This is a genomic window from Photobacterium arenosum (assembly GCF_014841115.1).
Classification (GTDB): Bacteria; Pseudomonadota; Gammaproteobacteria; order Enterobacterales; family Vibrionaceae; genus Photobacterium; species Photobacterium arenosum.
In genome coordinates this window covers 191959-206396 of record NZ_JACYTP010000001.1, presented here as the reverse complement: position 1 = coordinate 206396, position 14438 = coordinate 191959, and the positions used below count along the sequence as shown (strand labels likewise).

The following is a 14438-nucleotide window of genomic DNA, read 5'->3' as shown; positions in this document are numbered from 1 at the left end:
TTTCTCACAAGCGTATGCGTCGCTGATTTTTGGGGTAAGTCATAAAATACAAGAAAAGTATGGAATATCAGTTGGTTAGCAGAAGTAGATTGAGTAGGATACACGACATGGTGTCGTATGTTTAACTGATGGGTTTATATGATATGTGCACTTAATTGAATGAAATCAAGTGGTTAGGTTAGTTTTGTCTGAAAGGGTTACACGACAGAATTATGTGAAACCATGTCGTTGAATAAAATGTTAAGTGACTGACTATGTTGGAAAGAAAGTAATGAAATATAAAATCAAAGCTACGGATGAGAATCTAGCACTGTTGGCGTATTTGAAGGAATCGGATAAACAGAGTGTAAAAAACACATTTTGGTTACCTTTAATATCAAACTTAGTGGCTGGTATCGTTGCTGCAGCTTTAGTTGTTTCAATTACTTGGAATGTTGAAAGGGACTTGAAGAAAGTAGAGTTACAAAACTCCAAGGCTAGTGTTGTTTGGCAAGCGCGCGTTGAAGCAACAAAAGAAAACATGGTTGCATTGTCAAATCTACATAACTTCATTAAATATGACCTGGAAAAAAGTATTTATAATGAGCTAGACGATGGACGGCTTCTCGAAGGGTTCGCGGCAAATTCCGTGACACCTTTGATGTTTAAAGACTATATGGTTAAGCACCAAGAAACAATGAGAGTTATTAAGTCGAATTCGGCACTACTTTCTAAAGATATGGCAGGATCTACTAGCGATTTTCTATTAGCAATGGAAAGGCTCATAAATATTAATCTGATCAGTAACTTTCAACCAGAGAAATTGTTTCCTATAACAATCACCGGTAGCGTTAAACCAGAGTACCCTGAGTCGGCATACAAAATGCTCTCTGAGATGGTCGGTTTCTTCGAGTTAAACTTTATGCCACATTACGATAAGTTAGAGAGTGAGTATCGTAATTCTTTAGCTCTTGAAGCAGATTAAAGTCACTTAACAAATAAGGATACGTGTCGCGCAGCCGATATTTCTATCCGGGTGTTGAACAAGCCCGGACAGCCTTATTAAGCAAATTGCTCGGTTGGCATTTGGTGGGGGGGCGCCCGCGGGTTTCGTCAAGACGAGCGCAGCCGGGAAGTGACCACGGTGTGTTTCACTTCAATGGGTTACCTGAATTCGGTCTTGCGTTGGCTTTCTCCTCGTTGATGATGCTACGCCATTCTCCTTATTGTGTTTGCCTTCCGGCTATCCCGGTCGGGTGATGCCGACGCAGTGCATTGCATGCTGGCAGCATGGGCAGTCCCGTGTTGCTTTCAGTGGCTCGGTTTTCACAGGCTGCTGCCATGTTGGCAAGCTGAACAACATCTGTTGGATGGTGAGCCGCAGTGTTCGTGCGCTGCCATGCAGCAAGCCGTAGTCCCGCACCCGTTGCAACCCTTTTGGCAGCACATGCTGCAAGATCAGCCACAGGAACTGCACGACCGGCAGGGTACGTGTTGCCGGTTGCCGGGTCTGGCTGTCGGTATAACGGAAGGTCACCTGATGGTCATTGATCCGGAGAATATCCTGGTCGGGCAAGACGCCCCGGTAGAGGTAGCGCGACAGGTATTACAATGCCGGCAACCCCCGTCCGACCGCACGGCAGTTGACTATATTGAGCCATGTCCACTGTTTGTTGAGGGTATAGCGGTAGAAGAACTGCAGGCTGTTGCGGTCGAGTTTGACGGTGCTCCATGAGTGGGTGTGGATGAGTTGGCGGAAGTAGGCACGTAGCTGCTCGGTTGTCAGGGTGTCAGGCGGGCAGTCGAAAAAGGCAGAAACACGACGTACCGCACGGCTGTAGGCATCAACGGTCGCCGGTCGCTTGCCTTGTAGGATAAGATTATCAAGGTGTTGCTGGTATAGCGCGTCGAAATGGCGCTGCTGTTGAGTATTCATGATACGGTCTCCAGTCCGCTGCCCGGATGGCAGGGTTCAGAGATCAGTATGTGGGCTGCTGTAGCTCTGCCGCGCAGCGGCTTGGTTCAACAATCAATTTAAGCAGATTCGCAACGCTTGGCATTTTCGGTTGGAATAATATTTAGTGTTTACGGCACAATTGTTTAGGTAGAGTGGTAGCGTTGCCCATTACTTAAGTGGGCGTTATGTGAATACGGAAAATCATGACATTACGAGTAGGGTTACAAAGCCAGTATGTGGGACCATCGGCATTAAATTTAATCAGGGTGAGCTGTGGCTGTGCTAACGCTCTGCAAAGCCGTTGAACAGGCAAGAATCCAAAACTGTGGCCAATTTTCATTGACCACTACAAACCATCTTCCTGACGCATGCAATGATGGCTACTTTTTTCGGTTTTCTTTTAGCCAGAAGTCGTTGATAGTCACGATAATGGCTGTTGGGATATTGGCAAATGTCGAGAGAGCTTTTGAACTTGATATTATTTTTGAATCAACACCTTGCCTTGATGATCTTCACCGTGGATACTTAAACCATGTTTGGCAAAATCAATGCCATAAATAGAATCTGACATGGTGGTCTATTTTGATTAGGTCATCAGACTTACCTACTGTGGCAGAGCCTAATGAGGGGGAGTTCATGTCATTCGTTATGCAGCAAGGAGAATTATGAGACAACAGTATCATTTTCGAAGCTCTGATGAAGGGCTGCTATCGTGGGATGTTTTCCGGCTAATTGAACTAGCTAAAGGTTTGCCAATTATCGAAATCTCGCTAGCTGACATCAGAGAGTTAGATGAAGAATTCTGGTTCGAGCTAGGTGGTACAAAACCAACGTGTAGAAACATTATAGAGCACACGAAACTCATCCAAAAAGCTGATTTATCATACCCAATTATCCTGTGTAATAAAGGTAGGGTAATGGATGGTATGCACAGAGTGTGTAAAGCTATGTTACTTGGTCACGATACAATCCGAGCAGTAAGATTCCCTCAATATTTAGCTCCCGATCATGTTGGTATTGAAGCTGATGAGTTACCGTATTAGGAAACCGCATAATAAATAAGGATAAGTGTTGCGCTGTCGACACTTTATCCAGATGTTGAATAAGCCCCTGAGCTAGCAAGGAAGCACTAATATGAAAATTAACAAGGTACATAAAGCAAAATGTCACTGTGGTACAGTTGAGCTTGAGCTTACATTACCAAACGGTTTAGAAGATCCCCGTCGCTGTTCATGTTCTATGTGCAGAAAGCGTGGGGCAATTGCAGCTTCAGTTCTACTAGAAAACCTAAAAATTGTTAAAGGTGAAGATAATTTAACTCTCTATCAATTTAACACCATGACAGCAAAACACTTTTTTTGTAAAACTTGTGGTATATACACTCACCACCAAAGGCGTTCTAACCCGCACCAATATGCAATTAATGTTGCGTGCCTAGAGGGTGTTAACCCGTATGAGTTAGAGCCAGTAAAGATCTACGATGGTATCCACCACCCAAAAGATGCCAATTAATTTTTAGGCGCATAAATTGAGACGTGTTATAGATAACCTAAAGGCATTTCTGGTTACGCTTTGCGCCAGCAAAGAGTAACTGGCGTGCATCCAGCGGTGCTGAGAAAAACACCGAACTCAAGTGCGACATATGATCAGCAAGAATTGATGTTCTTTTAAAGTGGTTCGTGGATCAACACCTTGCATCGGTGATCTTCTGCGTGGATACTGCAACTGGTTTGGCATAATCAATGCCATAGACAGATAGTGTAATGGTGGTGTCTAGTGATGTTGTGTTTAGTCTTTCCAAGTGTGGCTGGGCCTGATGAGCGGAACTTCATGGCATTCGTTATGCCTTTGGGAGAAATACATGACAATTCCAAAACATTCTAAGTTGTTTGATTATGCGAAAGGGGCTTATTTCTCTGATAGCTTTTCACGCGAAATTCCCAACAATAATCAGACCGCACTTGATGTTTATCTTGAAATAGCGAAACAAACGCCAGCGTGGGTTTCTTTCTTAATGGCAATGAGAAATCGCATTGTATCAATGTTTGGGTTAAAACATTTAGGCCGACTTCAGGATGCGGGTTCTGAGAAAAACATGGCAAGCATCAAAGTTGGTGAGCGAATTGGCATTTTTACATTACAGAGTAACAGTGATACCGAAATAGTCTTAGAGGACAGTGATAGACACCTTGATGTAAGAGTGTCGTTTCTATTGGACGTAGAAGGTGACAAAGTCAGGGTTCACGCAACAACGGTAGTACATGTACATAATTTTTTTGGCAAAGTGTACATGTTTTTTGTTGCTCCAATTCACAAGCTGATTGTCCCGAGTTCATTGAAAACGTTGGCACAGGCATATTAAAGCGTCAAGAGGGATTCATGCCTCGTCGTATTTTGGTATGCGGTGACTTTTGTGATGAAAGTGGTCTGCGGAATTTTGGTTTCAGCGGTATCCACCCCTGAATGTGGCTACAGAATGCATGTCACGTGTTATGTGTAATATTGAATTCAGAGGAAGAATGAAGGTACTCATTGCTGGGGCTAATGGTTACATTGGTCATCACGTAACGAATCTATTTCGTGAACATCGTTTTGAAGTATTCGTATATAGCAGAGACAAGGCAGGTGTTCCCAAGACAGGAATAATCGGCCCCGATAGTTCTGATTTTACAGGTTCCTTTGATGTGGTTATTAATTGTGCTCGCCCGCATTGGTCTGAATATTCACCTGACGAAATCGCTGTTATTGAACAAGGACTACTAGAACATCTCGATAAATTTGCTACTGAGGGTGCGATAAAAATCCATACATCAGGTGTTTGGCTCTTTGGTAAGTCGTCACCTGAAGATTTGCAAAACTTCATTCTAAAGCCCTTGGAAGCAGTTAAGCCCGATGTATACACAATACAGCTAGCGTTGAGGAAAAACTGGAATATTGTTTATTGCCCTAGCTTGGTTTATGGCGGGGAAAACTGTCAGCTGAAACGAATTGTTGAGTCTCTGTCTGATCACACAATAAATGTGGCAGTACCCTCTGTAGGTTTTAACCAATATATTCATGTTGTTGACATTGCGAGATACTATTTGTTATTGGTGCAAGAGGGATTCTTCCAGAAACAGCACTTTATTGCTGAGCCCAAAGGATTTAGCCCAAAGGCATTTTCTCAACTTTTATTGAGTCATACTATTGTTCAAAAGGTGACCGAAATATGCTGGGATGAATTCGAGTCCATCAATGGTCCGGAGGCGACAGAAGTTGAAAAACTTAATCTTGTCCTTCCTGTTAGCTCAAGGTTCAAACCGACTCAGTTAGTTGAAAGATATATAAAAAATTACACATGACAGGTCAGGATAAATGTCTCCCAGCCGACACTTTATCCGGGGGGGACAAGCCCGAAGCGCATGATTATAGAAAAAGCTTAGCCAGTTCCTGGCCTAATCATGAGAGGTTCCACAGGCTTCTATTGAGTGTGTCACCAGACGATATCCTAACCTTAATGCTTTTGCTCCAGAAGGGCATTCCTATATATCCAAAAGACCTAAATGGTGGAAAGTAGAGGTAGACGCCTAACAAACGCATGCGCGGCGGGTTGAGCATGAGATTTTCGGAATATCGGTAAGGAGATGAAAATTGAGCAATATGTTAGAGAAAGGGAAAGAGATCCTGGCACAGCAGTCTTTCAGTTTGCTTTTGGGGACAAAGCTGGACGTTTTTGAGGCCGGCACTGCTGAATTGAGCCTTGAGATGAGAGATGATCTCAAGCAAAACAATGGTTTTGCACATGGTGGTGTCGTTAGCTATTTGGCTGATAACTGTATTACCTTTGCTGGAGCATCAGTACTGGGAAGCTGTGTCACTTCAGAATATAAAGTGAACTACGTCAGGCCAGCGATCGGAGACAGATTGATTGCCAGGTCAACAGTTTTATACTCTGGAAAGCGTCAAGCTACCTGTGAGTGCAAGGTATACGCCAAAACAGATAACGAAGAAAAACTGGTTGCGGTTTCTCTTGGAACAATCAACAAGATTGATGCTAGTCAACCAAGCTAAACACAACGACAGCTTTTGTTCACAGTTTCCGGGCGATTTCTACAATCAGGTTGCGAAGCCATATGTGGGCAGGATCATCATGTTGCCTTTCATGCCAGATAATTGATGGGGTGAATGACGGTATTTCTACCGGGAGTTCAAGTACTTCTATAGCAACCGACTTGGCAAGTCGATGGGCCAATCTTCGCGGAATGCACAGAATCAAGTCACTTTCGGCCACTATCATGGGAGCAACCAAGAAGTGAGGGGTTCGTACCGCAATTCTTCTGGTGAGCCCGTGTTGCGCTAGCGCTTCATCCACGGTACTCCTTCCCTGGCCGGTGATAATCACCGAAAGATGCGATAACGAGACAAATTTTTCGAGCGTCAACTCTTCGTCGATGATCGGATGATCTTGGCGTACCACACAGACAAAATCTTCATCATAGAGTCGCCTGCTGTAAAACCTTGCAGGAAGCCCTTCGAAAGAGCCAATTGCCAGATCGGCGCTACCCTGAGCAATCAAATCAACGTTGTCGCCGGCTGTTGCTGGCATAACGAGATCAATCCCGGGTGCCAACGAGGCAAATTTAGCGACCAGCTCAGGCATTAATAAGAGGGCTAAATGATCTGCGGTGGCAACAGTAAATTGCCCTGATGCGGTGCTTGGATGAAACTCCGACGGTGCGACGATTGCGCGAGCATCATCCAATAATTTGGTCACCGGTGCCGATAATGCGAGTGCTCTTTGTGTAAACTCCCATCCGTTGGTTGTTCGTACCAGAATCCGGTCGTTCAATAATCGGCGTAAGCGTGCTAAACCTCGACTTGCCGCAGGCTGGCTCAGCCCTAACCGTGCGCCCGCACCTGTCACACTGCCTTCTTTCAGTAAGGCGTCAAACAACTTGAGAAGATTGAGATCGACCCCACCGATATCCACTTTTTGCATTCTCGATATAGCCTTCATGCATTTTTCATATGTTGGTGGGCAGTATAGCATTCCTCACATCGAATCCATTATGGTTCTGAACGAGGAGATGATTGATGAGCACTAACGAATTGTATGTTGTAACAGGCGCTACAGGCCGCACAGGATCTGCTGTCGCAAAAACATTACTCGATGCCGGTAAACGTGTGCGGGTTGTGGTGCGAGATGAGCCAGCGGGGGATGTGTGGACGACACTTGGGGCGGAAGTCGCTGTGGCTGATTTCTCAGATGGCTTTGCCCTTTGCAGGGCCTTTTCTGGTGCGGACGGTGCGTACATCGTCAGCCCTCCTCAGTATTCGTCCGAGGATCTATTTTCACAGGCTAGAGAGATGGCTCACACCATTGCAGCGGCAGCAAAAGAGGCGAAGTTAGCCAAGATTGTTGCTCTCTCATCAATCGGTGCTGAACAAGCCGAGGGAACCGGCTGGATAGCCATGAATCGTATGCTTGAGGCTTGTATCATCGACACAGGATTGCCTGTAGTATTCCTTCGCGCAGCTTACTTTATGGAAAACTGGAGGCCGCTTGTTAAGATGGCTATACTCCAGCGCCAATTACCCAGTTTTCTTTCGCCGTTGAATCAAAAGTTCCCGATGATCGCAACACCAGATATTGGCCGCATCGCGGCTGAAGTTCTTTGTGAAGACTGGCGCGGCGTACGAATCATTGATCTGGAAGGTCCCGATAGGTATTCCCCGAATGATGTCGCGGAGCTCGTATCCCTTAAACTTGGAGAAGCGATACAGCCTTTCTCAATACCGGAATCAGACTGGGCACAGTCAATAGCTGGCCAAGGATTTTCATCAGCAGCCATCGCCGGGTTTATTGAAATGACTCAGGGTCTTAACTCTGGTCATATCGCCTTTCATGACAGATTGAGCATTGAGCGCCGCCTTGGGACGGTTAAGCTTGATATTATGATTGATGCGCTGGCCGCGGGGTAATCTCCTAGCGTCCTGCTGTGGCAGAGCATAACTTCCAGACGATCGGGCACGGCGTTCATGCCCGATTTCACTCGTTCTGAAGACAGGCGGGCACTCCATATTGCAGGCGACATGGACTCTCACTCAGAAGCCTTAAGCAATCGCTGCATTCACAGTTTGCGCGAGTTGAGCTTTTCTTGGTTTATGAAATCTGCGATTGCGCTTATCTGTGTTGGTTCAATGCCATGCGTTGCTTTAATGTTTAACCGGTCGGTAAAGACAAGGTTGTACAAATACCGATAGACGGCTTGCCACTGGTGGAGGCGCTTCAGGCTAATACGTCTGGCGTATTCAGGGGTGAGCCAGTGGTTAAACCCATGCCAGAAATACTGATTCCAGTCAGGATGTGAAGGCAATATTTGGCGAATTTTGCTGTGTTCATTGGTTAGTACGCCGATACCAGCCTGCCAGTTACCATGCTTGTTTTCAATTGACAGGCGATACCATTTCTCATTCCACCAGCTCATATTCTTGCTGATTACTGGTGGCATCAATGTGTCAATTTTCTGGGTTAAATGGCAATAATAGAGATCGGTGTGGCCTTTGCCTATTTCGTGGCTAAAAGCCGTAATAGAAGCACCGCGCAAGAAGCTTTCATGCTCAAGAATAATCGCGGATGGCGGTACGCAATGTGTCATCCTGTACAGGTTTTGGAAGTGAGCATGGGCGGCGTAGACAGGACGCAATAACTGTGCTTCTTTTGATTTAGCATGACGCTGGAGGCTGTACGCTAGTTTATCGAACTGGCTGCGGGCTAAAATCTTGCTGTAAGTGTGCTCGGCTTTATTCAGCACATCGATATTACTATCTAAATCAGGCTCGACGTGATCAAGGTGATAGAGACTCTGTGCCAGCACTGCTGAGGTGAGCGAAACGTCGTCATATAAAGCGTTGTCATTGAATAACAACAGATAGCCGGATTGGGAATCTGCACTCGAAAGTGTCCAAAGACGGGTTTCATATTGTTTGTTATTACCGTGCTGTAAACCAGAGCGACAGACTTGTCGCGTCGTGCGGGTTTGGATCAAAGCGAAGTCGATTTCTTTTTCCCAGCCACGGCTTACTTGTGTGAGTAGCTGGGCGAGGAGAGGCAGACGTGTTGCGAACTCTTTTCCGCTCAGATGGCATGCTTTTTGGATTGCTCCGGGACGGACCCGGTGGGTCAGGGCATCCATAATTGGCTGAAGTCTGTTCGCCAGCTTTCTGGCATTGAGTAAGGTCACCACTTGGTGACATTGCGTGCATTGTACGCGTTGACTGCCGCTTGCGGTAAAACCATAACGCTGAAATGTTGGCTGCCGACACGCGCAGTGACGAAAGAGGGAGTTATCACACTGGCGGGTGCGAATTTGCTCCGCCAGTGCAAGGATAGGCTGATTCAATAATACGGGTGGGTAAGCACCGCATTCAGAGCAATACCAAGCATCGTAACCGAGCCTGTCTGAGCGCGAGTAGAGTGACTGTTCGGGGTTGCCGCAATTTGGGCAACCATAAGTCTTGCAGCCATTGTAATTTTCTCTGAAAGGCACTGCTGCTTACCCTCCACAGGGTATTATTGTTTGGATACGTCGATTTGACGGCCTAAAGCTGGTACCTGAATGTTTTTCTGTGCTTTAAGCTGCTCAATGAGCACCTGAGTGATTGAACCGGTTTCTGTCAGTATTTCACCCTCAGAAAACACTTTATATCCGTCACCACCACTTGCGGCATAAGAATAGGTAGCGACCTTGTAAACCTGGTCGTTTTCTACCGCGCTGCCATTGACTTTTAGCGTCAGTAAACGGTTTCCTTCTGGTTTCTGACTGTCGTATTGCGCCTCGATACCCGAGAATTGTGCTAATCCATAAGGGAGAGTGTAGCTGTATTCAAGTAGCTCTTTTACTTGTTTTCCTGTCAGCTCAACCAAAGAGAGCTTATCGGTGAAAGGGAATAGATCCATGATATTTTCCATGGTCACCGGGCCTTTGTTCAGGTCGACACGTATACTGCCAGAGCTGATCATACTGATGTCTGCGTTCGCCGCCGTTCGCATTATGTCGGCAACCAAATTACCCACATTCGATTCTCGGTAATAGCTGCGGTAAGCGGTTTTGTCCAGCGTGGCTAATGTTTGAGTCAGTTCCGGATGTTTGCTGCGCGCGGTTTCAATTAACTGACTGGTTTTCTCATCTCGTTTCAGTTTGTCTGACTCAACCGGAATCAGTTTACCTTCAAGCAGTTTTACACTGTGTTTATCGGTATCGACTGCAAATTTTGTGTAGCCCAGGTATTTGCCTTGCCCGAAAGTTAAACCAATGACTGTGCCTGTTTTAGGATGAACAACAGGTTTCCACAAACCATGATCTGAGTGGCCACCAAAAATAACATCAACGCCTGTCAGTTTACCTGCCATGTCATAGTCTTCATCGAATCCACGTTGGACTTCCGGATCGGCTTCTTTATCGGTTTGCATTGGGGCGGTTTTATTTTGGTGAGTCAGAACCACAATCATATCAACGTCATCACGAATTTTGTCCACCCAGTATTGAGTGACTGCAATGGGGTCATCAATGGTTAAGCCTTTTCTGTTGCCTTTCCACATCGTGTTATAGAAGGCATCAATCCCCATCACGCCAATGACACCCACTCGAACTCCATCTTGCTCAAGAATGGTATAAGGCTGAGCGAAAGGTGCGTCATTTTGCTCAAACTTGATGTTCGCATTCAGTACCGGGTAAGCGGCTCTGGGCATTGTTTGCTTGAGCGTTTCCCAACCGTATTCAAACTCGTGGTTGCCTAGCGTGATTACGTCATAACCCATGGCGCTATATAAATCGAAAGAGAGTTTACCTTTGGATTTTTTTGCGAGTGAGCCGGTGAAAATGTCGCCAGCATCAAGGAGGAAGCTGGTCTCTTCTTTTGCTCTTGTTTCTTTGATGAGTGTTGCAAGATAAGGGATGCCACCGATACGGGTGATATCCGGGTTCCAGAATGCATCAACGGGTTCATAGACACTTTCAATGTCATTGGTGTGCAACAGCGTGACATGGTGCACTTCGGCAATCGCATAGGAGGATGTGCCCAGGAGCGTTGCTACCAGTGTCGCTAGGATTGGTCTGTGAATGACTTTTTTCATATTCGGTTCCATCTGAATTGTAGGGTACACGGCTATTTTGATTGAAGCCGAACTGATTATGCGGTTGGGAATGGGCCCTACAATTGAGTTGGTTCACATTATTGGTGCGGATAATATAAAGATAACTCCGGAATTTCTTTTTGTGTTGGTTATTCTGATGCCACTACATTCCGTAATACGTCGAAAGATAAACAAGGATCGCTTCGCGATCATCCAGATCCAATTCATCCATCCCTTGCTCATCAACCATCCATGTTAATAACTCATCCCATCTTTCTTTGCTGAGTCCTTGCTGTGTAACGAGATAAAGCGAATGGCAGGCGGAACAAGCAGAAGCCACCAGCGCCATGTTTTTTCCCGGTGCCAGGATACCTTCACCGGGTGATTTTACCGGTTCGCCAGCCGATTCAGTGATCCAATCCGGCGGTGTCGGGTTTTTGGTTGCCAGCCAGGCAATAATGGCTGCCCGTGTCCCCGGGTCTTTCACGCCGGGAAAAACCATCTTGGTGCCGGGGGCAAAGTCTGAGGGGGAGGCTAAAAACGCATCAAGTTTTGCGGCATCCCATTGTCCCTGCTGCTGCTTTAAGGCATCGCTGTAATTGAAGCCTTTGAAACTGGCGATGTGACGCTCGGCTAAGCCCCAGAGCGGCGGCCCGATGGCTGCCACCCCATTTGGTTCCATCTGATGACAGGCTTTGCACACTAAAGCTTGTTGTTCGCCTGCGGCAATCAGGGTTTCATTGGCCGAAAGCGGCAGGCTGACAAACAGAAGCAGAGAAAATGAGAGCGGGAATACCCGCTCGATAAAAGTTATCCTACTCATGAGGTTATCCGTTAACGACCAGCGCGACACGGTGGAAGGTGTTGTTAAGATAGCCTTTGGGATTCCACGCAATGGCAAAAGGCTGGCTGATGCCTTTGTCGTCTGTGGCTTTGGCCCAGATTTCATAATATCCGGGCTGAGGGAATTTCACCTTAGTGGTGAAGGTTTGCCAGGCACCTTCATTGGCTGGGGCGGAAAGATCAGCATCCATCCAGGTTGCACCAAAGTCGATGGAAACCTGTACTTTCTCTATCTTGCGATCGCCAGACCAGGCATGTCCCCGGACCGAAGTTTCACTGCCAGACACTGTGGTGTTGGTTTGTGGTGAGGTAATCAGAGATTTCACCGGCATTCGTTCGATGATCTCAAAATCTTTTTCATCCACTTTCTCTCCTGGTGCAACAGGGCGGTTGGGCACGCGGTAAGACGTACCGGTCATTTTGGGGCCGTCATGAATTTGATCCCGGATTTGAATACGTGTCAGCCATTTTTGCGAGCAGGAGCCGGGCCAGCCGGGAATGATCAGCCGTATCGGGGCACCATTCATTGGGTGCAGTGCTTCGCCGTTCTGAGCAAAGGCAATCAGGTTTTCGCTGCTCATGGCTTTGATTATGGGTACACCGCGGGAAATGGGTATTTTTCCTTCCTTGCCGGACAGGTCTTTATCCGCACCGTAATGCGCGGTATAAACGGCGTTATCTTTCACACCGGCGGCTTTCAGCACATCGGCGAGTCGCACGCCTGTCCAGGCTGAACAACCCACGGCGCCGTAGGTCCACTGATTCCCGGTGGCTTTGGGTTCGAAGAATGCGCGGCCATTCCCACCGCACTCCAACACCAGTTGCTGTTCTACGACATCGAAGTTTTTCTTCAGCTCTTCAATGGTTAATGTCATGGGGTTGTCGACCAGGCCGTCAATCGTTAATTTCCAGGCGTCCGGGTTAACATCAGTCGGCGGGATACCGTTATTTCGAATAAAATGCCGCGAGGTGGGTGTGATGTCGTCATTGAGAAGGTGGGGCGGAGTTTCTGCGTTCATTGGCCTGTCGTTCAGTACCGTCAGACCATCTTTACCTTCTATCACCACATCATCCAGGCCTTCCGCGAAAGCGGCGGGGATCAAGCCTGCGGGCATGTTACGGTGAAAAGGAATCGCACCGCCAAGCACAGCAGCCATTGTTGCTAAGCCTGCGCCTTTCAAGAAACCACGTCTGTCCGGAAAGCTGACTCGGCCAAAGACGTTTTTGTCCGCTGAATCCGGGTTTTTCTCGTAGAACTCGAAGATACCTTGAGGTGTATTTTTCTTGTCTTTAGCCATAATTCGCACCTTATCAAGTCAACTAACAGGCGCCTCTGGTTCAACATATGTGACCAATCTAACGTTCATCCGGATCAACAAGATGAGTGGCTGAGGCACTTTTCAAGACTGAGAATCAAGCACTCAGAACGCAAAATTGCTTGCCTTCAGTGCTCAAAGGTTGCAGCTACGCTACTGAGTTTAGTTTGCAACGATATTTCTCTCAAACTCACTCGCTGAAGATAGGTAACTTGTCCAATCTGATTACAGCAATGTTTTATGTTAATAACAGTCCTTGCCCGCAAGATGAAGAGGCGTTATTCGTATGATTCTGTATTCATTTTGTCGTTTGAAGGACTCAGTATGGCACTTTCTCTTGGGCTTACTTTTTTGTCGCCCGTATTGTATTTAGTGTCGCGAAGCTTTATCTGATCAGCCCGTCGACCATGGATGCGTTAAATCGGGTTTTTGGCTCTCTGTTTATCTCAATGGGGGGTTAATAGCATGTGCTGAGCAGTAGTTATTGATTTATCAACAATAAACAAGCGCATTGACACCTCTTTTCTGATACTAAAACTGGCAAATCCCGGCCTCTCTGCAAATACTCATGAAACCAGTATTGCAGAGGGGCTCTGCGTGCGCTTTACGTAAAAGAGGATTTGTTATGGCATACCTGATTTACTCGTTAAACATGACATTGAATGGCCACTGCCATCATGAAGATGCCGTAGTGGATCAGGAGCATCATGAATACGCCCTTGAATTACTTCATGGCTCAGAAGCATTAATTCTGGGACGCCATACGTATGATCTTTTTGCGGCTTTCTGGCCTGAAGCAGCAACGAGGAAGGATTTACCTAAATTTATGCAGTATCTGGCGATGGAGTTGCAGTCCATTCCCAAGCGTGTGGTCACAACACGGCCTCTTGAGTTTCCCTGGCAAAATACTGAGGCTCTGAAAGGACCAGATATTGAGAATACCCGGCAATTCTTGTCTGAAATAAGCGGCAATGTTGTTCTGTTTGGCAGTCCTGCTTTGGCTGCCTCACTGGCTGATGCAAGTTTAATTAATGAGTATCAGTTCTTACTGGAGCCTTTTGTCAGTACCAGTGGCAAGCAAGCTTTTGATGGTGCCAAGGTATGGCAAAGATTGATGTTGCTGGATGCCAAAAGGCTGAATCGGGATGTCATGCTGTTGAGATATGCATCTGGGCCATAAACAAGGGGGTTTCAGGTTGTTTTCGCGGTAATTCTCAGGCAGTGTTGT

The 14438-nt window shown here is 46.6% G+C and carries 13 protein-coding genes and 1 pseudogene; 8 read left to right on the top strand and 6 right to left on the bottom strand.

The features are described from left to right. Positions 1 to 271: 271 nt before the first annotated feature. Positions 272 to 964, top strand: a complete 693-nt coding sequence (locus IFO68_RS00910; protein ID WP_192013834.1) for a hypothetical protein — start codon at positions 272 to 274, stop codon at positions 962 to 964. Between the two features lie 405 nt (positions 965 to 1369). On the opposite strand, the pseudogene IFO68_RS21835 reads toward IFO68_RS00910, so the two are convergent. After that, a pseudogene (locus IFO68_RS21835) lies at positions 1370 to 1915 on the bottom strand (transposase); the annotation flags it as partial. Positions 1916 to 2601: 686 nt separating this feature from the next. On the opposite strand from IFO68_RS21835, the gene IFO68_RS00895 reads away from it, so the two are divergent. The 5 genes from IFO68_RS00895 (at position 2602) to IFO68_RS00870 (ending at position 5986) form a co-directional block, all read left to right on the top strand. Next, positions 2602 to 2979: a hypothetical protein gene (locus tag IFO68_RS00895; protein WP_192013832.1), complete on the top strand. Its 378-nt coding sequence runs from the start codon at positions 2602 to 2604 to the stop codon at positions 2977 to 2979. 91 nt (positions 2980 to 3070) lie between these two features. After that, positions 3071 to 3448: a GFA family protein gene (locus IFO68_RS00890; protein ID WP_192013830.1), complete on the top strand. Its 378-nt coding sequence runs from the start codon at positions 3071 to 3073 to the stop codon at positions 3446 to 3448. Between the two features lie 349 nt (positions 3449 to 3797). Then, positions 3798 to 4298 (top strand): DUF2867 domain-containing protein, encoded by a 501-nt coding sequence (locus IFO68_RS00885; protein WP_192013829.1) that lies wholly within the window; start codon positions 3798 to 3800, stop codon positions 4296 to 4298. Positions 4299 to 4455: 157 nt separating this feature from the next. Beyond that, positions 4456 to 5277, top strand: coding sequence for an NAD-dependent epimerase/dehydratase family protein (locus tag IFO68_RS00875; protein WP_192013827.1), 822 nt, complete (start codon positions 4456 to 4458; stop codon positions 5275 to 5277). Between the two features lie 298 nt (positions 5278 to 5575). Continuing rightward, positions 5576 to 5986 (top strand): PaaI family thioesterase, encoded by a 411-nt coding sequence (locus IFO68_RS00870; protein WP_192014525.1) that lies wholly within the window; start codon positions 5576 to 5578, stop codon positions 5984 to 5986. Between the two features lie 19 nt (positions 5987 to 6005). On the opposite strand, the gene IFO68_RS00865 is transcribed toward IFO68_RS00870, so the two are convergent. Beyond that, positions 6006 to 6914: a LysR family transcriptional regulator gene (locus IFO68_RS00865; protein ID WP_225444989.1), complete on the bottom strand. Its 909-nt coding sequence runs from the start codon at positions 6912 to 6914 to the stop codon at positions 6006 to 6008. Between the two features lie 95 nt (positions 6915 to 7009). Between IFO68_RS00865 and IFO68_RS00860 the strand changes: the two genes are divergently transcribed. Further along, positions 7010 to 7897, top strand: a complete 888-nt coding sequence (locus tag IFO68_RS00860) for an NmrA family NAD(P)-binding protein (RefSeq protein ID WP_192013825.1) — start codon at positions 7010 to 7012, stop codon at positions 7895 to 7897. Between the two features lie 149 nt (positions 7898 to 8046). On the opposite strand, the gene IFO68_RS00855 is transcribed toward IFO68_RS00860, so the two are convergent. The 4 genes from IFO68_RS00855 to IFO68_RS00840 all read right to left on the bottom strand — a co-directional run bounded on the left by IFO68_RS00855 (position 8047) and on the right by IFO68_RS00840 (position 13192). Next, a complete protein-coding gene (locus IFO68_RS00855; RefSeq protein WP_192013823.1) occupies positions 8047 to 9465 on the bottom strand; it encodes a hypothetical protein in 1419 nt (472 codons plus the stop codon). A 23-nt stretch (positions 9466 to 9488) separates the two neighbouring features. Beyond that, positions 9489 to 11051 (bottom strand): bifunctional metallophosphatase/5'-nucleotidase, encoded by a 1563-nt coding sequence (locus IFO68_RS00850; RefSeq protein ID WP_192013822.1) that lies wholly within the window; start codon positions 11049 to 11051, stop codon positions 9489 to 9491. Positions 11052 to 11214: 163 nt separating this feature from the next. Next, positions 11215 to 11874 (bottom strand): c-type cytochrome, encoded by a 660-nt coding sequence (locus IFO68_RS00845; RefSeq protein WP_192013820.1) that lies wholly within the window; start codon positions 11872 to 11874, stop codon positions 11215 to 11217. 4 nt (positions 11875 to 11878) lie between these two features. Beyond that, positions 11879 to 13192: a molybdopterin-dependent oxidoreductase gene (locus tag IFO68_RS00840; protein ID WP_192013819.1), complete on the bottom strand. Its 1314-nt coding sequence runs from the start codon at positions 13190 to 13192 to the stop codon at positions 11879 to 11881. Positions 13193 to 13778: 586 nt separating this feature from the next. Here IFO68_RS00840 and IFO68_RS00835 point away from each other — a divergent pair. Next, a complete protein-coding gene (locus tag IFO68_RS00835) occupies positions 13779 to 14390 on the top strand; it encodes a dihydrofolate reductase family protein (RefSeq protein WP_336510239.1) in 612 nt (203 codons plus the stop codon). Positions 14391 to 14438 lie beyond the last annotated feature (48 nt).

Bases quoted from the DNA above. Each gene is read 5' to 3' on its own strand.
- IFO68_RS00850 (WP_192013822.1), bottom strand. From the start codon at position 11,051: ATGAAAAAAGTCATTCACAGACCAATCCTAGCGACACTGGTAGCAACG.
- IFO68_RS00885 (WP_192013829.1), top strand. From the start codon at position 3,798: ATGACAATTCCAAAACATTCTAAGTTGTTTGATTATGCGAAAGGGGCT.
- IFO68_RS00860 (WP_192013825.1), top strand. From the start codon at position 7,010: ATGAGCACTAACGAATTGTATGTTGTAACAGGCGCTACAGGCCGCACA.
- IFO68_RS00835 (WP_336510239.1), top strand. From the start codon at position 13,779: ATGAAACCAGTATTGCAGAGGGGCTCTGCGTGCGCTTTACGTAAAAGA.
- IFO68_RS00890 (WP_192013830.1), top strand. From the start codon at position 3,071: ATGAAAATTAACAAGGTACATAAAGCAAAATGTCACTGTGGTACAGTT.
- IFO68_RS00845 (WP_192013820.1), bottom strand. From the start codon at position 11,874: ATGAGTAGGATAACTTTTATCGAGCGGGTATTCCCGCTCTCATTTTCT.
- IFO68_RS00910 (WP_192013834.1), top strand. From the start codon at position 272: ATGAAATATAAAATCAAAGCTACGGATGAGAATCTAGCACTGTTGGCG.
- IFO68_RS00870 (WP_192014525.1), top strand. From the start codon at position 5,576: ATGTTAGAGAAAGGGAAAGAGATCCTGGCACAGCAGTCTTTCAGTTTG.
- IFO68_RS00840 (WP_192013819.1), bottom strand. From the start codon at position 13,192: ATGGCTAAAGACAAGAAAAATACACCTCAAGGTATCTTCGAGTTCTAC.
- IFO68_RS00895 (WP_192013832.1), top strand. From the start codon at position 2,602: ATGAGACAACAGTATCATTTTCGAAGCTCTGATGAAGGGCTGCTATCG.
- IFO68_RS00875 (WP_192013827.1), top strand. From the start codon at position 4,456: ATGAAGGTACTCATTGCTGGGGCTAATGGTTACATTGGTCATCACGTA.
- IFO68_RS00865 (WP_225444989.1), bottom strand. From the start codon at position 6,914: ATGCAAAAAGTGGATATCGGTGGGGTCGATCTCAATCTTCTCAAGTTG.